This is a genomic window from Paenibacillus sp. Soil724D2 (assembly GCF_001427935.1).
Classification (GTDB): Bacteria; Bacillota; Bacilli; order Paenibacillales; family NBRC-103111; genus Paenibacillus_E.
Genome location: NZ_LMRY01000019.1, coordinates 105,137 through 126,298, shown reverse-complemented (window position 1 = coordinate 126,298; position 21,162 = coordinate 105,137). Strand labels below are relative to the sequence as shown.

Here is a 21,162-nt window from a genome sequence, read left to right as displayed (position 1 = left end):
TTGCGTTGCTAGCGAGATTTTGCAATCTCTTTTTTGAACGATTTCTCGTTCGTGCTTACTCACTCGTTGTTCAGTTTTCAAAGATCAATTTCTTTCGTATTTCCGCATTCTCTCGAAGCCGGATGATCAATATAACACACTAATTTTTATTTCGCAACTTGTTTTTCTTAAGTTACTTTCCTGCCCGTCTTGCGGCCGGAAAAACAATATACCATGGACCGTTACTACAAGGCAATGTTTTATTTTCCCAATTGCAAAAAAGTTTTATAAGATTGATTCTTACTAACTTATATACTATCTCCCTTCAATAGATCCTTATAACCAAAACACCTGCTACTAAACAGACGTCTCTAATACTCGTTTTTCGAATGTAACGTATGTATCATAATTAGATTGCATTGGTTGTATTATACTTCAGCTTCGTTGCGCGGGTTCATTTGAGCACAGGCTTTCAATGTATTAGACCTATCAGAACCACTTGATCATTAATTTGTCCACGCTATCATCCTATGATTGGTTCATACATGTCTTCATCACTTCTCATAGTTGTCATCTTCGTGTGAGTAATCGATTAATGCTTCATCCGTGTTTCCAAGCTGCGGAGCTCTTGAAGCAAATCCATTCGATTATTCAAATCCGCAAACTGATAAGCATCTAAACTTATCTTTGATGAACACCCCTCTCCGAATAACATTGAACAATGTTAATATGGACATGATTTTTACTATACAAAATAAGTTAGAGGAAAAGTAAAAAAGGCTGAGAACCGCCCTTTTTACTTCATTTATCCTTTCAATGATTGAAGCCACTCGGAATAACATAGACTGCAAAGTATTTCATAACTGTCTTCGACCCCATCCTCCTGGTAAACCGTGATACTATGCGCGGCTTTAGAGTCCGTGTCTTTTTCGCAATGTTGACAAGTATATATCATAAGTCACCCTCCTTCAGATGCTTTATGATTGCGGTTATTGAGTGGTGATCATGTAAGTGACGCGATCCGTTTGAATCTCCATTCCCTTTTCATTTTGAATACCATGGAAGTTTCCATCGAAAGAAATTTCGTAACTATCTTCAGGAAGCTTTTGCTTTTCACCATCATGTGTCTCGATGCTCCCACTTCCGCGTAGTACGATCACTTTGGGCGATAAATAGGCGTCTAAGGTGTCTGAAAAGCTCATAAGTCCAACGTCATTGACGTTAATTTCTATCTGATCTATATCTTCCTGATCTTCTTTTTTAATCATGATGCTCTTGTCTTTATTGGCTTCAAACCAGCTACAAACCTCTTGTATAGTTAATTCATCCATCATATTGTCCATCCCTTACTTTATTTGATTCGATTCAAATGTTCTACGTAAGCATAAGTATTCTTTACATTAATGTGGATCGGCTATTCTATACTTTGGGTAGTAATAATTGTTACCTTTATTGTTCGACGATAAATACAAAAAGACCCCATTCATAGGGGTCTACATCATTTACGCATATAAAATTTTCTTTGTTTTACGACCATACTTCATTTGCGCAAACTTCATAAAGAGATTTTGAACCATTCTAATTTCGTGATCAGCTAAGTTCATGATGGCGATATACTTCTGAGAATTCCGATCCTTTAAAAAATCGTCCCAACTTAACATCTGGTCATTTACAATAGCATTGTCAAGCGACATAAGGATCCATTTCTTGATGCCGCCCGTACATATTTTCACAGGATCTGGGGTGAAATAGTTGATATCACTTACGATTCCTGGTTTGAGCTTCAATAAAAGCGCAGCATTTAATGCATCATCCAGTGCAGAATGACTTTGTCCGATGAACTGAAGGCCATGATCCTCTAAAGCTTGCTGCAAGCCTCCATCAAAATGCCGCGTCAAGTCCAACAATTGAGTAGTAATCCATTCTGTATGAACATGATTTACTTTGCAATCAACCATTAAAGTGAAGAAATCGCTGGCGCCCCATGAGATCAGCTTATAATCTGTGTCGCAAAATTTTTTGAATTTTTTAATAACCGCTTCAAAAGGTATGCTTTTTAATAACGTTTCTTTTGTGATACCGCAAAACTGCAATGCAAATCTATTTAAAGGAAATTTAGGACGAATAAAGCTTTGGAATGTCTCGATAATTTCCATCTGCTCATTTAATTTTACAGCCCCAATTTCAATAATCTCCATAGGATAAATGTCATAATGCTGCCTACCGTTGAATTCGAGATCGATAACGATGTAATTCATGCTCTATTCACCTCATTACTTCTCATATACCTTGTACATATAAATGAGATTATAATGGATACGAATGTACCACATTCTCTTCATCCACTCAATCCTTCAATTCTTCCCAATAAGGTATCGACATCAACACACTAGCACCTCAGAAAGCTATTGTTTATAAGCTAGTCCCTCGTTAATTGAGCCGATATAACCCTGAAATCCGTACACCATAACCTTTATGTATTTATTGGATTAAGCCCCATGGAGAGATTGCCTAACTTCGTTATATTCGCACTAACGAAATAGAAAGCGCATGCTACCTCGGAGTTTTTCTACTATAACACATGCGCATTCTTTTCATTTTATGGAATACGATTGATTACCATAAATCGTTATAATTCACACTTGGATTTATTTTATAAACTCCACTTCATAATAAGATTTGATTAATGCCAAAGTGTTAAGTAATTATAAATGCCTATATGTTACATTACGAATTATAAAGATTACATTGATAAAGCACGTTGAGCATTCTATACATCATTTGCTAATAATTGATGGAGGGGTAGGTTTGAACTTAATGAGTTTTAAAGCTGGATTATTAACACTATTAAGCATACGTTTTAATTGATTAAACCATTTGTTTGGAACGCCTTGAGTTCATGCTTAACTATCGTTTCATCTTAAGCCAGATGCGTATAATTGCTCATTTTTTTAAAAATCCTCCTATAAATTTAAAGGTGAATACAACTGTAATAGTGTATTCGCCTACTCAACATTCGTTACAGATTATTCTTTTATATGCATTGTTCTTAAGAGTTGGTCCTTATCGAGGTGATAAATTCAGGCACTTTCGTAATACATTACATAATACATTTTAGATAGAAACTAGGGAAAATTACTTCAGAAGATACTGGAGGTGATAAAGTATGCTTAAACCAAAAAATAAGAAACAAAACATCCAATCTAATTCAGAAATTTATGAAAAGTTATTGACTCAAAAAATTCCAAAAGACAAGCAGCAAGAAATGAACAATAATTAATCAATCAATTTGAAGAAGCAACTCTTCTTTTCTACTACTCCTAAAACTCTAAATTCGTATTTTGGATACAATGCATCTTTTGAAAGTGCTTTGGTATGCTTGATGTAACAATAGACTCATTCTAAATCAAAAGACTGGATTGTTAAAAATTAACTTTCCAGTCTTTTGATTTATGATAATTATGATTATCGCGGATAAAAAGAATCGTGTTTCATTGGTTTTTTTATTTTGAGGATTATCTCACCTTTTTCAATATCCAACATTTCTGCTCCATCTGATGCCCCAACTGTTTGAGCAAACCTCTGCGCTAATAATCCCGCTTCTTCTCCCTAATTCGGTTAACGATATAAGTTCTTGTTACAGGCTTTTGACAAGAAACTTATATCGTTAAAAAGAAAAAGCCGCAAATAAGCGGCTTCTTCCCATATATGATCTTTTCACCCGACACCGCTTCTACGTGCGGTAAACGGCTTTTGATTTTTTGGCTCCATGCCCCTAGTGAATTGTAAAATGCAGATTGAAATTTGCGATGAAATCGTCATAGCTTTATGCATGCTAAATCTAAGTTATGAGGGGCCACTCGAAAAAGGCTATGCGCCCTGGCTTGGTTTCTTGCGTATGCTTGTGAGTTCAAAAGCCTCTTTGGGAATCCCAAGTTCTTGAGACTTCTTCTTTATAATCACCATTGCTTGTTGTAAGCTAGTGGCTTGAAATTCAACTGTGGTGCCAAGCGGATCCTCAAATGCATAGTAGCTTTTTTTATTGGACATTAACTTAGCGCCTCCTCATCTTATTCTCGAATCATTTTGCCTTGGCCATATCTCGGCCGCTTACCCAATTCTCGGGCCCTTCCGAGCTGTATCTGCTTGCATTGACGCTGGATGCCGCGAGTATGCCGGCATCGGGATCGTCGAAGTTACCGCCGAGCGTTAAGTAGCCAAGTCTAGGGAAGTCGCCAGAAATGGTGGCTCCCAGCTTGTCCAGCTCTTGAATGCCGGTGCCCGCATAGCCATCGATGTACTCAAACGCATGCTCGAATCCGTCGCCTCTTTTGCCTGGTCAGGCATATTAAAGTAGGCGAAAATTGTTCAATATTAGAAGCTCCTTTCAAAATAATTACGGCACATATGGCAAATCACCCCAATAGTGTTCGTCTCATCTTGGAGAACTATGCGCGAAGGCTGACCTCATAACTCAACTACGAACACCAGTCACATCCTGCCACTTGTCTCCACTTTCCATTTATCGAATCATTCTGGGGCACACTTTGCGTTCAAGTGGTATATAAATGAAAATTTATGGTCTGTTGTCAGTTAGACCGTCTTTTTCGCTAAGCTTGAGGCTTTCAGTGAATATGTTTGGGGTTTCAATCACAATATTTTCAACGTAAGTGTGGTCATTCACCGGGATCAAGCCCCATTTCTGCATACACTGCTCAAACATTTTCATGGTAAGGAATTGAGCTTGCGGCTTCAGTTCGTAGCCAAGTTCCCCATTGACCTCGATCGATGCTGTCTTTACATCGGATATTCGAGTTATACTATGTTGTCGCAATCTCATTTCTAACTGCCCATAGGTCATGCGCATTCGTTTCAACTGCTTTTCGTCGACCTTGCCATCTCTGATGATGATTGCAGGTTTTCCGGTTATCCATCGTTCCATCCATTTGTTTTTGAGCACTAAAACTTCCATAAGAAATAGGATTGCGACAAATAATGCAACGGCTACAATCGATCGCAACACAGAATTCTCAATGATACCTTGCGCCATAAGTTCTCCAATGGAGATCATAACTACTGTAGTAGCAACAGTCATTTGAGCAATCGATTTCCTGCCAGACCACCGTAACAAAATTACGCCGAAGCCGACAATAAATGAACATTTCCAAATGATATGCCATGTAAGTCCTTCCAAACTGTAGCCCCCAATACTTCATTTGTTCTTAGAATGTTCCTAAAGAAATGGATTTATTACCAGTATTAGAAAACTTATTAAAAAAAGATCCATAATAGGAATACTGCCCGTTAGAATAACACGGCTGCCGATCCATGCCGGCTGCCGTGTCTAAGTTGCTTATTAAGCTAAAGTTTTCCGAAACAGCTTTTTGTGTTTTATCTCTTGTTCTTCAACATAATTGCGATACTTATTACCGCTGTAGAAATCAACAAAGTCTTAGTTAATTTCTGGGTTTGAATCGAATGCATCTAAAAATCGGTATCCGTTTAACATCTGCTTGTTTAGTATCCGGATTTTGTGGAAGTTTGGGATATGAACCTGATATTATTTTACATTCAAATGTAATACCCACAGAATGGGTGTCGCCATAAATATAATTGCTTTTAGTTGGTTGATATTCGTAAACAAAAGCAGCAGGTCCGCCTTCCACTCGACACCCTTTTCACAGCTTCAACAAAGGTTTCACCTGGCTCAACACCACCTGCGGGATGATTGTAATGGACACATTTCATTTGACTTTTAGGAGATTAATTACATTAAGCTGCTCTTTAATTGAACGCCCTACTTATCCGAACAAAAAAACAAAAACCCGCACTATGCGGGTCATTAGCGGAAACACGTGCTCTACTCCTCTTCATCTTTTTTCCTTTCCCAATAACTTCCCTCACCAAAGTAATCCTGACAAACGTTATCAAGGTTCTGCAACGTATCAATAAATCCTTTTAAATCACACGTATGAAAAGTATCTTTAAGTTCACGATTTTCTTCAGTAACTGAATATACGTGAATTTCTGTACAACCATCCCATCTAACATTAACATCAAGACGCTTATCATCGGTTTCTAGTTCTAGAGCTACAGTTCCGCCATCTTCATCTCTTTTATGTTCTGTTTTTATAATCCACAATATAAAACACCCCTTTTGGTATATGATTACCGAAAGGGGAACCTTTTAAAAGCATTTGTTCACTGTTCCTCGTTACTCAAGGATATTTACTTTTTGTCATCCTAGCAGCTTGCACTGTGGCATCCATTGATGTCCCCATGTTCCTACCTGATCGGTGCAATTCACGCTTGGAAAATGATCGTTCTTTTCATTCACTTTACGCCGCTCACTCTATCTTCTGATGGTACATACGTTTCTATATGCTCTAACTTTAGACCTGTACATTCTGAAGTTCGTCAGTTCGCTTCTAATGCGAGCATTCTCACCATATCCAGTTTTTCAGCCGAGTGACATATCCGTTGGCATCCCTTTCTAAAAGATGGCTAAGCCTTCGTTACTTCATACCACATGTTCTGCTAAACATGACGCGCACAGAAGTATTGGCGGGATGGTTTCAGGATATGGTTCAGTCATAGTCGCTTATAGCAGAACTTGTCATACTTATCCGTTAGTTAAATGGGTGAATCTGTTTCCATCAGTGTTTCTTTCCAATGTACATCAGATGTTCAGCTAAACTCAGTAAGTTCTCACGCTCACATACTTGCTCTGCTAAGTCCAGCCAGGCTTCTACCACTTCAGATGATTGACTAAGAAGTTCTGTTTCGCGCAAATATAAAAAGCTTTCACAATTAAGTAAATGGAGTTTATACAATTCAAACTGCTGGAAAAAGGGAAGCACATCGCTAGGACGGATAAAGTAATTATCTGAAAACCCATGACCTGAAAAATTCTCATCGTTTACTATGGTATTTAGCTGTAATCTCCTCTCCTCATTTAAGATCATACCTGGATTACCGATCAGATAATCCCACACGAAAGAATAAGAAGAAACAAAAGCTACGAAAATTATTCCGTTAGGTTTTAATTTTTTTAAGCATTCATTAATTGTAATAACCCTATCGTGTTCCTCTTGCAGATGATACATCGGTCCCATGCAAAGGACATGATCAAACTGACCATCTTGGATCTCCGATAAATCACGACAATCAACCCGCAGACCGCTCAGCGGAAGGTTACGCTCATTTGCCTTATTCAGTGCAAAATCCACGTTATTCTGGGAAAGATCCACTAATGTAACATGACAGCCGCGCTGCGATAGGTATAATGAATACTTTCCAGGTCCACCACCTAAGTCTAACACACGGTCATTCGGCTTGATGTAACGGTTTATGTAGCGTTTGGTAAGCTCAAATTCTACTTTATGCCGATCAAGTCTCCGCCACTCATAGTTTACGGATTCATCATAAAATTTTCTTACATTTTCCAAACTGTCCATATACACACCCTCCTAAAAATAAAGTAATTATTGATCGTTGACATTCTTAATAAAAAAAATCCCGCCCCCAAGACAATTGTCTCAGGGACGAGATTGTGTATTTCTCGTGGTACCACCCAGGTTCGCAAATAGATTACCCTATAAGCCTCTTCAAGTACGGCATTATAAGAATGCTTATACTCTAGCTCTGTAACAGGAGCTCCTGTCACACCATCCCCTAATTGGTTCCGATGTGCTGCTCAGAGGCTTTCTTCGATAAAGAACTCTTGCTCCATTTCAGCTATCGGAGCTCTCTGTGAAAGAATTCAATTATGTACTTCCCTCTTCATCGCTTTTCAAATATTGGAATTATGATAACAAGTATTCACACTCCTGTAAACATATTTTCTGAAAAATCAAAAAAGTAAATCTATTACTACTGACTGTAACTGTTATATCCTGCACTATCCTACCCATTGAGCGCTGCCGTTTGAGTCTAATAGTTTATTTTCTCAGTCTACAACTCTATTTCCAGTCTGACACTTTATTTTCACCGAACAGTTTTTCCTCTGCTATCTCCTGACGAGCAGAAAATTCATGATGAATAAGATATTTCACACTTTGAAAATATCCTTTTTTGATTTCGCAAGACTGCCCGTTTGCTGGGAAAGTGGATGTTATATGAAAAAATTACTCCACTCAAACAATATCTGCTTCTTTATCAAAAGCTACAGAGAGATATTTAAATAAAAGTAATAAGTTATAAGCTTTTTTTCAATCAGCATGGGGGATTAAAAACCCGTATATGAAACACAACCATTTTTCTAATAAGGATTGCGGTTTGGAGAAATACTTTTATGGATTAAGACAGGAGGTGAACAATAAACATGAGCAAAACTAAAGAAACTAACAACCCAAAGCATGCCACGTCATCAGGTAAACCTGGAGAACAAAAGAAATCGAAGTAAAGCTTTTACGTACCCGGTCAAATACGATCAAACCATCAACAAACCCGGTTTCTTGACCGGGTTCTTTTTTTGAAATATAGCAAAAAAGAGACTCCTGACAATGGAGTTAGTAAGAGATGGTATTGCTTTATATGCACCTGAAACTATTTCTCTCACTGTCCAATATTGGCATTTTTTTTGGATTTATCCATTCTGTAATTCTATTTGCGATTTACTGTGAACTCCTTTGATCGCCCCAATAATCCCAACTGCTTTGTTTATGCCTGTCTACAGCACCGGCAGATTAAACTTACTATATTTACCAGAGACAGTATTACTAACCATAAAATAAGAGATGGCATCGTCATCCATATTCCGTTCCAAGGTACAACCCTCCCACCTCCGATGAAGGACAAAATGGGCGATAGAAACAACAGAACAAGCACGGGGAATAAAGTCCTTACCGATGCGAAGATCAGTTTTCGGCGATTTGCCGTGAGCCGATTCTTGTTTTTTTTCAGCCGGTAGAACGAATACCCACCCCAGAAGAGCGTTCCCGCCATCAGCAGAATCATCGTGATTTCCATGTTTCTGCTGTTGATGAGGGAAATTTCGGCCTTTCCTCCATCCACGATTTGGGTAATTCCTCTTACAAACGCGGAATAATCAACGAAAGCGTTCATGCCTGTGTCGAACATCATGGTGATACCAAGTCGCTTCTCCAAATATACGGTTTCTTCTGCCTTGTAAGTCCAGAAAATTCCTGAGTGGGAGATCGTCCGGCCCCAATCGTTATCATTGGAAGCAAGCCACCCCATACCATATGTGGCGTGTTGCCCGGCAGCATGGTACTGTTCCATGAGACTAGGGGAGAGAAGCCGAGGATCATATTGCGCACGCATCCATTTTGCCATATCCTCTGCAGTGGAAATCACGCCGGCCGGGCCATCTATAAACCATAACGGTTCAGCTGTACTTATCGGCTTGCCCAACAACAGATAGTGTCCCTGCGGAATTGTATGATTCTCATTGATTTGTTTCGTGGTACTGACGCTAAAAGTATCATTCATCCTCAATGGCGCAAAGATATGATCATTGAGATATTCGGAAAACCGCTGCCCGCTTATCTGTTCAACAAGTAATGCCAGAAATTGGTAGTTCGGGTTGTGGTAGCTGTATGTTTCACCTGGAACATTGGCAAGGGTTACTAGGTCCAAAGATTTTTTTATCTCTTGTAATGATTGAAATTGAGCGGATTTTGTCATGTCGGGATTCACATTATCGTTAAGGCCGCTTGTCTGATTTAGCAAGTGCCGGATCGTGATACGGTTGACACGATCGTCCGCGGGCGAGATGTCGGAAAAGTATGAGTCATACGGAGCGTCAAGGCCGATCAGCCCCTTATCCGCGAGCTGCAATACGGCCAGCGCCGTCATGGATTTGCTCAAAGAGGCAATTGGGAAGGACGTCGTGGCGGTAATTTTTCTTCCATCGGAATATGCGCCATAGCCTTGCGTATAAAGCAAATCTTTCCCATATGCGATTGCAAGAGATGCACCGGAAATATGGTTGACTTCCATGTTTTTCTTAACATAGTCATCAATTTCGGCCACGATCTCTGTTGTACCTCGGGATTCAACAGCGGCAGAAGACAATGCGGAAATAAACATCGCAAGAAGCAAACAGATTAAGCAAACAGGTATTATCTTACGCGTGACAGTCATATTTAACACTCCTTAACTTGAGATAAGGAAATGCTAACCCATAAATATCAACTATTTATCAACATGGCATAAAAAGTTGGCCGTTACTTTTCCACCACCACTGGAGCTGTTTGCGACCTGTAAGCCACCTTGATGCTTTTCGCAGAGTACTTTGCAAATGTAAAGCCCTAACCCCTGATGCTCATTCGCTTCCGGCTCCACTCCGCGATAAAAAGGGAGAACAGACTTCCGCAAGTCATCATTGGAAAATCCGGATCCATCATCGGTGACCGTTATGGAAAAAATGCCGTTGTAAACAAGGTAATCGACGTTCACTTGATTGGAAGCATAGCGCGCTCCGTTTGCCACCATATTTTCAAAAACCTGCATGACGAGATCCATGTCGACAAACAACAATGTGGAATCTGCAGATCTGCACGAGTCGGATGTTTTGCCGCTTTGGTCTGCGATCCGGCTCGCGCTGTTATCTAGTAAGGCGATTAATGTGTCGAATTCAATCTCCTGTTTGTTTATCGGCATATCATCCAGCTTTTGAATCGAGTTCATAGACTCTACATAACGCTCCATACGCAAAATATGGGTTTCCATTGTTTTGATCGTGTCCAGAAGTTTTTCCTCGGAAATTCTTTTTTGCGGCAGATAGGTGGTTATAAACTCGGAATATCCTTTCATGATAGAAAGCGGCGTTCTCAAGTCATGGGCAAAAATGGCATTGAGCTGATTACGTTCCTCGACCGAACGCCAAAGGGCTTTGAAATTGCTTTCCAGTTGACTCCGCATCTTTTCAAATGCACGGCAAAGCTCGCTCATTTCGTCCTTGCTATCATAGGAAACATGAAACCCCAAATCGTTCGACGATATTTTCTTCGATGCGCTCATCAAGATTTCCAAAGGTTTTTTCAATTTCAGTTTATAAAAAAGGCCGGCTATCAAGACTAATCCGATTCCTATCGTCAACAGCATCGCGATAATCTGAGCAGTTATAACCCAATCGTTTCCGAAAGGATGATCGGCAAAGCGTCGCCGAATCCGATCGGCCCAATCGAATTCGAACACAATGGCTGTTAAAACGGCAACTAAATACACGCAATTTAATGCGACGAAGGATTGCAGCATGGTCATATTCTTCAGTCGAAGATAGCTTATTATTTTCGCCATTTATATCCTACACCCCAGACGGTTTCTACCTTTTTTTCGCAGCCATGCTCTTTCATTTTAGATCGAATGCGCCTGATATGCTCAGCGATCACGGAGCTGTCACCTTCTTCCTCCGTTCCCCATACCCGTTCATAAATGCGTTCTTTATCAAAAACCATTCCAGGATGTGTGGACAGAAGCTCTATGATATCAAACTCCTTTTTAGCAAAAGAAATTTGTATGTCGTTACAGTAAAGCGCTCGCTCTGAATAATCTATGACCAGATCGTCGCTAAATTTTACCGAAGCTTTCTTTTGATTTCGCATTTCTCTTCGTAAATGGGCATCCACTCTGGCGCCCAGTTCATGAATGCTGAACGGCTTTTGAATGTAATCATCTCCTCCAGCCTGAAAACCGGATATTTTATCTGCATCTTCTACACGTGCGGTAAGAAATAAAATGGGGCAGGACACAAAACTTCGGATCTTCCTGCATACGTCAAGACCGTTAATCTCAGGCATATTGATATCCAGCAAAATAATATCAGGTTGTTTTTCTACTTGCCGCAATGCCTCATTGCCGTCCTTTGCCGTCAATACAAGATACCCGTTAACTTCAAAATAATCCGCCAGCAGTTTTCGAAGACCTGCTTCATCATCAATTATCAATATCTTTTTCATTTACATATCCTGCTTCCCAAATATTTACTCCCATTATTATACTACCAAGTTCGAATTTTTCACCTGTTTCTGCCTTGCTGACAAGCTCATTCATGATGTCTCTCATTGACGGATATCATCAAAGGGAAACAAGTTTATTGCTTATATCTGCTGATTTATTGTAATAAGTCGTAATACCAGCTACGTCATGACTTGTAAATGCATCAAAATGGATACTTATAAATAGATCGGCAGCATTCTTCTCGGCGATCTCCACTCGCTCCGCAAGCGTCAAAAACTCATCCTGCTCACGAGTCAAAACAATCTTCGCACCCGTTTTTCGAGCTAATTCCTGCTTAATATTTAATGCTGTCTGCAGCGCTAGATCTTTCTCATGGACGCCTGATTGGCCTGTTGCACCTACATCTTTTCCACCATGTCCTGCATCAATGACGATCGTTTTCCCTTCTAAAATACGGCTTTCTTTATTCATAGATTTGCTAGTAGCAGAATGTACAACTGTCTGAGCAGTTCCATTCTTAAATAGGCTGCTAGCCTGTACGTTATATAAAATAAGGCCGGATATAAGTGTACTCATTGAAGTAAGGGCAATAGTTACATTCTTTTTCATAGATGGTGTTCCTCTCATTATACAAACTCTAGCTGGTTGAAACTTTTATTTCATAGAGTTAGCTTACAAGAGGCAGATGAAAATAAAGCGGAAATGAGATAAAGATGAGATCAAGACATGACAAAAACCACCTTCCAAGACGTAAAACCTCACGTCATGAAAAGTGGTTATTTCAAGCTTTGTTTAAATAAAAGTAGAACAAAACACCGTCTCCTGTATTCGCAGCACCAAACTCTACGCCATGTAACTCCAAGATATTCTTGGAAATGGCAAGCCCTAAACCTGTTCCACCTTGTGAACGATGGCGAGCCGAATCACCGCGGTAGAAACGATCCCAGACTTTCGCCAATTGATCCTCGAGGATATGTGCTCCTTTATTTTCGATACAAACCTTAACGTTCTTAAGCTCTTCATGTACAGTCACATAAATATGTTCATCTTCTGGCGAATAACGAATGGCATTAGTTAAAAAATTGGTGATAACCTGCTCTATTCGGAGCTGATTGGCTATGACTTCAACGGAGTCAAGCTCCCTATGAACATGAAGCCGTTTACTGTTGAATGCTAACGATAGCTTCTCACAGATCTCCTCGATAAGCTTATCGATGCAGAACGCATCCATCTCCATTTTATACGTACCGGACTCGAACTTAGCAAGCTCCAGCATGTCCACGATCAAGATATTCATCTTATCGACTTCTTTATTCATAGCTTCGAAATAATGATCTGTTTTCTGTACGGCAACGCCATCTTGAAGAATAGAAATACAGCTCTTCATCACACTAAGCGGCGTCTTTAACTCATGAGATACCCCCGAGATAAACTCTTTCCTTGTCCGTTCCAATTGTTTCTCTTTCTCAATGTCCTGCTGCAGCTTGCCAATATAGGAGTGAAGCGTTAGGGAAAGTGAGTTGATATTGCGCGATAATTCACCAATTTCATCATTGGATCGAATCGGTATCGTTTCCGAAAAATCTAACTTCGCAATTCGTTTCGTTGTTTCATTCATTTTCAATAAGGGTCTAGCAATCTTTCTCGAGTAGTACAAGGCAGCAAGAATTATCAGTATTACAACTAAAGCTATCATGTACACATAATAATCTTTAAGCATTTGAACAGCTTCATCGACAGGCTGTAAGGAGGTCATGGAAAAAATATAGCCGGTAATGCCAGTCTGATCATTAATCGGGTCAATAAAGAGCTTATACTTGACGTCATTCTGAGTGAAATCAAGAATTTGCGGGCTATCCAAATTAGTCTTTGACTCATTAAACAACAAGTTCGCTTGAAAGTCTTTTATTCGGTCCAGAAATAAACTATTTGTATAAATATAGCTGGAAGATTCATTCCCGTTAGGCAATTGGACTTTGGTAATCGCTCCATTAAGTGTAATCCCTGGAAAATCTACATTTACCTTCTTATAATTCTTAATATCTAGCGTGAGCTCATCTAGCTTTTTGGTCATTTTCTCATTTACCCAAAATACATTGCTCTTTTCCATTTGCAACCGATAGGGAATTAATTGCGAATCTCGTTTATACAACGAAATAAGGACACGAGCATTGGGAATCAACATAGCAATCATTTGACCGTTTGTTTTATTTAATACTTCATTAATGTTAATCATTTGATAAAGAGGTACCATGATCGTTTTTCCAGCATACGCATTGTTCGCTTTAGTCGAATCTATTTTTACCTCTACATAAAAATCATTTGCATTTCTCAAATTTCCTTGGCTATCTAAGGTTGTAATCCATGTATTATTTTGCCGATAAAAATCTTGCTCTAGCTTCTGAATAGCCAGTAAGTTTCCTGTATCTTTTACATACTCATTCTTAAATATTTGGATATTCGTCTGAATTTCATTGACCTTTCTGTTCTCGTAATATTGTTTAAAAAATATCGTTTGTCCTATATAAATAGTCGCTAGTATGAAAAGGCATAACATCGTTGTCAACGTAAATAGTTTGATGACAATACTGATTTTCATACTTTAGCCTCGAATTTATAACCAGTTCTAATAATGGTTGTGATCAGCTTCGATTTATCCCCGAGCTTACTTCTTAAATTTCGAATATGCGTATTCACGGTACGATCATCCCCCTCATACTCATATCCCCAAATTTTCAGAATGAGCTGCTCTCTGGTAATGACAATGCCGTTATTTTGCATGAGGTAAGCTAATATTTGGAATTCCGTATAAGTCAGGTATACAGGTTCGCCATCAACCGTTAATGCCCTTGAGGGGATATGAATCTGAAGTCCTTTTGCTGATATGGTATCGCTATTGGAAGAATCAGAAGTTGTCGTTTGTCGTTCTTCCCTCATCCTGCTCTCGATTAGTCGCTTGGCTCTAGCCAGTAAGACAGCTGGACTATACGGCTTGGTCACATAATCATCTGCACCTAGCTCAAATCCCAGTAACGTATCATCCTCATCTACTCTAGCTGTGAGCATGACGATTGGCACGTTGGATGATTTCCTAATTCGTCTACAAACCGACCACCCGTCTAACTCCGGAAGCATGATATCCAGAATGATTAAATCAACGTCATGATCATGGAATAAAGTTAATGCTTGTTTCCCATCTGCTGCTTCTAGAACCTGATAACCTTCATTCAGTAGATAATCTTTACTAATTTCACGTAGAATGTCTTCATCTTCTACAACTAATATCGTTTTCTGCATGTATCGTCTCCCCCGCTGTGGTCAACATTCTCATCGAATATTTACAATAGTATTTACCTACTGGAAATTTTTATAAAGATTGCGCATCTAATATTTGTAACATAGTCAGATAAAGATTGTGTAAAGATATTCTACATATTTCGTTCATGAAAAAAGAAGTAAGTTTATTTCATTTCGCTTTTATGAGACATGGGGCGAACCAATGCAGTTTATATCTACAAAAATAAAATTAACCACCAGTCCCAACAGTCGTTCCACTGATCGTTCGAAATAAACCCGGCATGATCTATGCTCCTTCAGCCCTTTGAAGGAGAATACACCATGAAGATATTCGGCTAAGGAGTGTTCGGAGTGGACAAATAACTATGTCGCCCAAATTCCACATCCTGAATACAGCCAAGAAGGCCTAATTTACTGAAGCCCTCTAGTTAATCACACACTCCAAGTCTATCGGTTCCGAATATGTTGTGGGAGATCACACATTATTCGTATTGAGGGAGTGATAGCTATGCCCGGACTGTTACGCACAGTCAACGGAACGACCACCCTTTTCGCAACGGCAAGCTTGAGATCCAAGCAAGCAGGCATTTTAAGCGCTAACATCGAATTGGTCACGAATGCCAGCCGTGGCGTCTCGGACTTCTTCCTGAACATTACACAGAATGCATGCAACCTCGCAACGATCAAAATCCAATCACTGACGCGCACAAGCAGCAGACTCATCGCTTCCTTCGGTAAACCAGTGAAGGGCATCTCCAGCGCCAACATCCTTCTCCAAGATAAGAACGGTAAGCTCACCGCTAGAGGATTTATTAATAAAAAAGCCATCGTTCCCATTAAATTTCATTGCGGCTGTCAAAACGGGTGCTCTTGCACGGGTACGAAAAAAGTACGATTCAAAGACGGCACAACGTTGAATATCTCCATCGACAAATCGGTCGAGTTTGCCCTGAAGCGACTATTCACGAAGCTTGAGCGTGAACTAAAGAAGCTGATTCCGCGTAGACGGAGAGGCGCAGCTGCCGATCCCGATTGCAGAGCAAGATGTGTTCAGATTGGAAACAATTGCCGGGCCGCATGCGGCATCTTCGCTGCCTTATGCGCTCCGATCTGTTTCACCGCGCAGACGGTTTGTATCATACAGTGTGGTTTCTAAGTGGATTGGATGGCATAACAAATACAGAGCAACGGTGGTTTCCCGCCATGCTCTGTATTCGCCATTTGCATGCTGCTATACGTCTTTCCGGTGTTAAGAAGCTAACGTTCCCGTTAGCTTCTTAACTTAACCTTAAAGTAAACTTTTTGTATTGGTTTAAGCATATATGAAGGAATAACGCTATTTAGAATATGCTGAATTATTTGTGTTTTATAAATTGGGCTCCCGTTTTGCAAACTCTTGTAACATCCCTCTTATTTGTTCTACCAATAACGCAGGCGCTTTCTTTGGGGAACCCGTATCAAACGGAGGCTGAGGATCGTATTCCAAAATCAGCTGGACTCCTTTACTCATATCTTCTCCCAATTCCCATGCTATTAATTGAAGTGCCATATCGATACCAGAGGAGACACCGGCTGCTGTAACGATTTTACCCTGACGAACTACTCTTTCATCGGTTGGAATTGTTCCAAGAGATTGAAGCAGGTCGAAGGATCCCCAATGACTGGTGGCTACGGTTCCATTTAACAAGCCAGCGGCGCTCAAAATCAGAGAGCCGTTACAAACCGACGTGGTCCATTTCGTAGTTTCATGTACTTGGCGAATCCAATTTAACGTTTCTTCGTCATTCATTTGAGTTTTATAATTTGGCGGACTGCAACCTGGAACAACGAGAATATCAGCTGAAGTAACTTCAGAAAAACTGTAATCGGCATGCAAATAACCCATAGTTGAGTCCAGTTTAATTAACCCTTTTTTCTTAGCGACAAACTTCACTTCACATTTCAGTGTAGCAGCAAATACATCGTATGGACCAATTGCATCTAATGCTGTGATTCCATCGAAAAGCATGATTGCGATTTTCAAGATGATCTCTCCTTTGGAGTGGGATTTATTTTTACAAGCAAACTATAACATACTCATAGGGGGTATGGGTATGTCGATAATGTGAATACACTGCTCGGCGTTCTGGTCATGAGTGGATCTCAACACCGAAGGTTCTTATTTATGGCAACCATGTGTTTGTTGATGAACAACAGTGAGTTTAAAACGATGCATAAACACAATGTCAGCATGAAGAAGATGAAAAGGATGAAGTCTGTCATGATTTATTACCTCCATTACGCGAATAAGATAAGAACTTGTATCCTTAAAATAAAAAAACCGCGTCCAAATCGCCCATATAGTAATTTGCATTTCCTGGACTATAGTATTCTTGTTTATAATTCTTAGATGCTCATCGTCTTTATTTCTATGTCTTTCAGGTATTACAGAGAGTTGTTGGCACTTTAAAAAACAAAAAATGCCTGATTGCTCAGGCATTCTCTTACCGTTCATGATCAACCAATCTCCTCAAGCTCATACAGCGATGCTTCCCTGTTGCGAATAATTCGCCGCAGCAAGGATGCTATATCACGCGTGATGTCTCCCCGCTCGAAAAACACTTGCACCGCATCGCGCTCCGCCTGTATGGCAATCCAGTGGAGCTCGCGTCGGCAATCGTTGAATGATGCATCCTTACGCCGCGAGCCGAAGGTGAATCTGCGAAGCCTATCCAGCATTTGCTGGTAATAGTCCAGCACGCCTTCGGTTGCATCATCGCTTTGGAGGGCGCAGCGTTTGGAGAATTCATCGACGACAGCTTGGCTGCATTGCATTTTCAGCGTGCGAATCGCAGTGATATCAGGTTCGATGTAATTAGTCACCAGATGAGGCTGGGAGATGGACGTCATCAGCATTTTTAAGCGTCGCCAGATGTTCTTGACGATGACTTTGCCTAGATCCAGTTTATTGGCTAGAATGAGCTCTACTTGCTCCAGCATGTTCAAATAATACTTTGCCTGTTCACGGCTAACTTGCCCGTTCTCCAAACGTTCGTTCACATATTTGCGCTCTATATCCAGCGCCAGCAGGCGTATCCCTGCTTCTTCCTGCTGAAAGCGCGGGAGTCGTTTCCATTTGCCATCCTTTTGTCCAAGCTGCTGCATCATGAGTTTATAGTCGCCAATCACTGTGTCTACAGCGACCTCGTTCTTCTCGGTGCTGGTCTTCTGGAGTGCCCGCACAGCGGCAGCCATGACCTCGATTTGCCACTCACGCTCCATACGTTCTCTCTCGGCATCACCCGCTGTGCTTTTCTTCTTTGCAAGAAGCGGCAGAACGATACTCGCCGTCAACAGCGAGAATAGAATGACGGTCGCCGCAAGAAAAATAATGAGATCTCTCTGAGGAAAGGGAGCGCCATTTTGAAGGACAAGCGGAATGGAGAACGCACCGGCCAACGTCACCGCTCCACGCACACCGGAAATAGCTGTTAATGTTAGCATACGCAGGCTGGGCACCTCTTGATTCTGATTCCCAAACCAGCGCCCTCCTCTAGCGAACAGAAGCGTCCATACAAAACGCAGCAGCAACAACAGTACAAAAATGAGAATTGCATAACCGATGACTTTGAAATTATCGAAATTCGGGTCGCTTAGAATCGTCCGGGATACGCCTGGGATTTGCAGACCCAAAAGGACAAAGACCAATCCATTTAGAACAAACAAAATGACAGACCAAGTTGCATTAGATACATTTTGGAGAGTCGGCATCGTAAACGCCATACGTTCGTTCTCGATAGCATGCACCAGACCTCCCGCTACAGCCGCCAAAATTCCTGATACTCCAAGTTCCTCGGCAATCAAATAGAGCAGAAAAGGCGTCAAAATTTGCAGCAGCATGTGCATCGTCTCATCCTCAAGTCCCGCTCGGCGCAGCAGCTGACGAATGCCGATGATAAGAAAAGCGACCAGAGCTCCGATCATTAAGCCCCCAATGGAGATGACGAGAAAGCTTAGACCTGCCTTCGGTAAAGAAAAAACACCGGTGACCGCCGCGGCTATGGCGAACTTAAAGGCAACGAGACCCGATGCATCGTTCATCAAGGCTTCTCCTTCTAACAGCCGCTTCAAGCTTTTAGGCAAATGAATCCGCCCGGCTAAAGAGCTGACTGCTACGGCATCTGTTGGAGACAGGATGGCGGCTAACCCGAAAGCGGCTGCAAGAGGGATCGAAGGAATCAACCAGTGAACGACATATCCGACGACGCACACCGTTATGAAAACTAGACCCACCGACAAAAGAAGAATCGGAGCGCGCAATTTCCAAAGCTCATCTCGCGGTGTATGCTTTCCATCGTTATACAACAACGGGGCAATAAATAAAAGGAAGAACAATTCCGGTTCCAGCTGCAAGTGAATGCCAAGAGGCACGACCACCAGTATTGCGCCTAATGTAATCTGGATAAGGGGGACGGGAATGAACGGAACGAAGCGGTTCACGACATTCGATACGCCGATCAGAACCAATAGTATAAGAATAATAATAAAAACGTTCAAGCGGTTATCTCCTTCCCCGAATAGTTCAATAGATTTCTAAGAAATCACTATGGACATGCTTGCTATCAGTATACGATGTACTTTTGTAATATTTCAATATTTCCCAAAAGAATCCTTCTCCATCCATGCAACAACGACAACCGATCCATAGACCGACTGCTGTTCGGGAAGGATTACTTTAGATGATAATCTAATAGCGCTTTAAACTTATGGGAAAGAGATGTGTTCTTGTCAAAATCGGGAATGGATATGTCACCTGACAATAAAAAACAAACACTGCCATTTTTTCGTTTGGCAGTGTTTGTTTACAGTAACATTACGCTCTGCTAACATTGACTTCATCGGAGATCAATGATTACATATGGATAACTTGACCTCCGTTAGCTGCGCTCTTCCAAGCCGCTTCCGTCAAACGCGCAATTCTTAAACCGCAGCTGGATGGCGCAGCGGCTTCGTTCACCCTGCCGAGGATGAGATCAACAAAATCGCGATTTGGATCACTGGAAGCCGGAAGCTCTTCCGATACTTCGACAAGTTCTCTTTGCCCTTCCTTGGCGACGAATATTTTGTTATTACGGTACAATACGGTTCCCTGATCGCCGTGAATAGACACATCCTCATGCCAACCGATGCTGGCGCTGCCGACAATATTGAAAGTCGCAATTGCGCCTTCCCGAAAGCGAACGGTTACGGCCGAGTCGATATCGACTTGCGATCCACGGTTGTCGATGAAAGCAGACACGTTTGCCGGTTCGAGACCGGTAACCCAAAGCACAACGTCAAGAAGATGGCTTCCGGAATCATTTAGCTGCCCCCCACAGGATAATACAGGGTTTTGCCTCCAGGAACCTGTCGTACCTTTCAGCCAACTTTGTGCCTGATAAGCGCAAATGTAATTGATTTTTCCCAGTTCTCCACTTTGGATCAACTCGCGAATATAGATGTATGGGCCCATCAAGTGACGCTGATAGGCAACAGCGAGATGCTTGTTTACACTTGCCGCATGGGCAATGATGCGTTCCGCGTTCTCGGATCCGTCGACAAACGGCTTCTCCATCAGTACGTGTAAGCCGCCGTCCAAGCATGCCATTCCTTGCTCATAATGCATACTGTGCGGCGAGATAATAATGGCTGCATCTGCTTTTGCCTGTGAGATAGCCTCCCGGTAGTCCGTATAAACCGCTACAGTCTTCAACTCGGTAAAACGCTCAGTCACTTGTTCGATTGCTGCAGCGGAAGGATCCGCCAACGCTACAATTTCTGCTTCGGGAACTTGCAGCAATCTTCGAACGTGCTCTCTTCCCATTCCACCCACACCAATTATTAAGAAACGAACTTTTCCCATGGAATTTCCCTCCACAAAAGTATTGAAATGTCTATTCGACATACTAAATTTCGATATGGCAAAAGCTAGGTTTGCATGGG

General features: G+C 41.2%; 17 protein-coding genes and 1 other annotated feature. Of the genes, 1 reads left to right on the top strand and 16 read right to left on the bottom strand.

The window, feature by feature from the left end; translation table 11 throughout:
* Nucleotides 1-968 precede the first annotated feature (968 nt).
* The 12 genes from ASG85_RS17970 to ASG85_RS17915 form a co-directional block, all read right to left on the bottom strand.
* Nucleotides 969-1,313 (bottom strand): hypothetical protein, encoded by a 345-nt coding sequence (locus tag ASG85_RS17970; protein WP_057302105.1) that lies wholly within the window; start codon nt 1,311-1,313, stop codon nt 969-971.
* Between the two features lie 168 nt (nt 1,314-1,481).
* A complete protein-coding gene (locus tag ASG85_RS17965) occupies nt 1,482-2,237 on the bottom strand; it encodes a 3'-5' exonuclease (RefSeq protein ID WP_060647327.1) in 756 nt (251 codons plus the stop codon).
* A gap of 1,612 nt (nt 2,238-3,849) precedes the next feature.
* Nucleotides 3,850-4,029, bottom strand: a complete 180-nt coding sequence (locus ASG85_RS17960; protein ID WP_060647326.1) for a hypothetical protein — start codon at nt 4,027-4,029, stop codon at nt 3,850-3,852.
* A gap of 526 nt (nt 4,030-4,555) precedes the next feature.
* Nucleotides 4,556-5,173, bottom strand: a complete 618-nt coding sequence (locus ASG85_RS17955) for a DUF421 domain-containing protein (protein WP_060647325.1) — start codon at nt 5,171-5,173, stop codon at nt 4,556-4,558.
* A 666-nt stretch (nt 5,174-5,839) separates the two neighbouring features.
* Complete coding sequence (locus ASG85_RS17950; protein ID WP_235550161.1) at nt 5,840-6,121, bottom strand: hypothetical protein; 282 nt, start codon at nt 6,119-6,121, stop codon at nt 5,840-5,842.
* Between the two features lie 514 nt (nt 6,122-6,635).
* Nucleotides 6,636-7,436: a class I SAM-dependent methyltransferase gene (locus tag ASG85_RS17945; RefSeq protein ID WP_060647323.1), complete on the bottom strand. Its 801-nt coding sequence runs from the start codon at nt 7,434-7,436 to the stop codon at nt 6,636-6,638.
* Nucleotides 7,437-7,516: 80 nt separating this feature from the next.
* Nucleotides 7,517-7,774 (bottom strand) — a binding site (T-box leader).
* An 866-nt stretch (nt 7,775-8,640) separates the two neighbouring features.
* On the bottom strand, nt 8,641-10,086 hold the full coding sequence (locus tag ASG85_RS17940; protein ID WP_060647322.1) for a serine hydrolase domain-containing protein: 1,446 nt from the start codon (nt 10,084-10,086) through the stop codon (nt 8,641-8,643).
* A gap of 51 nt (nt 10,087-10,137) precedes the next feature.
* Nucleotides 10,138-11,244: a sensor histidine kinase gene (locus ASG85_RS17935; RefSeq protein ID WP_060647321.1), complete on the bottom strand. Its 1,107-nt coding sequence runs from the start codon at nt 11,242-11,244 to the stop codon at nt 10,138-10,140.
* On the bottom strand, nt 11,232-11,903 hold the full coding sequence (locus ASG85_RS17930; RefSeq protein WP_060647320.1) for a response regulator transcription factor: 672 nt from the start codon (nt 11,901-11,903) through the stop codon (nt 11,232-11,234). The genes ASG85_RS17935 and ASG85_RS17930 overlap by 13 nt, the downstream gene beginning before the upstream one ends.
* Before the next feature lie 118 nt (nt 11,904-12,021).
* Nucleotides 12,022-12,513: an N-acetylmuramoyl-L-alanine amidase family protein gene (locus tag ASG85_RS17925; RefSeq protein WP_060647319.1), complete on the bottom strand. Its 492-nt coding sequence runs from the start codon at nt 12,511-12,513 to the stop codon at nt 12,022-12,024.
* A 172-nt stretch (nt 12,514-12,685) separates the two neighbouring features.
* Nucleotides 12,686-14,503 carry an ATP-binding protein gene (locus tag ASG85_RS17920; RefSeq protein ID WP_057302116.1) on the bottom strand — a complete coding sequence of 606 codons (1,818 nt, stop codon included), beginning with the start codon at nt 14,501-14,503 and terminating at the stop codon, nt 12,686-12,688.
* Complete coding sequence (locus ASG85_RS17915) at nt 14,500-15,201, bottom strand: response regulator transcription factor (protein ID WP_057302117.1); 702 nt, start codon at nt 15,199-15,201, stop codon at nt 14,500-14,502. The genes ASG85_RS17920 and ASG85_RS17915 overlap by 4 nt, the downstream gene beginning before the upstream one ends.
* A 508-nt stretch (nt 15,202-15,709) precedes the next feature.
* On the opposite strand from ASG85_RS17915, the gene ASG85_RS17910 reads away from it, so the two are divergent.
* Entirely contained in the window at nt 15,710-16,357 is a 648-nt protein-coding gene (locus ASG85_RS17910; protein WP_057302118.1) for a hypothetical protein, read from the top strand.
* 210 nt (nt 16,358-16,567) lie between these two features.
* On the opposite strand, the gene ASG85_RS17905 is transcribed toward ASG85_RS17910, so the two are convergent.
* From ASG85_RS17905 to ASG85_RS17890, 4 genes are all read right to left on the bottom strand, one after another.
* Nucleotides 16,568-17,224 carry a DJ-1/PfpI family protein gene (locus ASG85_RS17905; RefSeq protein ID WP_060647318.1) on the bottom strand — a complete coding sequence of 219 codons (657 nt, stop codon included), beginning with the start codon at nt 17,222-17,224 and terminating at the stop codon, nt 16,568-16,570.
* A gap of 135 nt (nt 17,225-17,359) precedes the next feature.
* A complete protein-coding gene (locus ASG85_RS17900) occupies nt 17,360-17,695 on the bottom strand; it encodes a hypothetical protein (protein ID WP_060647317.1) in 336 nt (111 codons plus the stop codon).
* A gap of 2 nt (nt 17,696-17,697) precedes the next feature.
* On the bottom strand, nt 17,698-19,737 hold the full coding sequence (locus ASG85_RS17895) for a Na+/H+ antiporter (RefSeq protein ID WP_060647316.1): 2,040 nt from the start codon (nt 19,735-19,737) through the stop codon (nt 17,698-17,700).
* Between the two features lie 355 nt (nt 19,738-20,092).
* Entirely contained in the window at nt 20,093-21,082 is a 990-nt protein-coding gene (locus ASG85_RS17890; protein WP_060647315.1) for a Gfo/Idh/MocA family protein, read from the bottom strand.
* Nucleotides 21,083-21,162 lie beyond the last annotated feature (80 nt).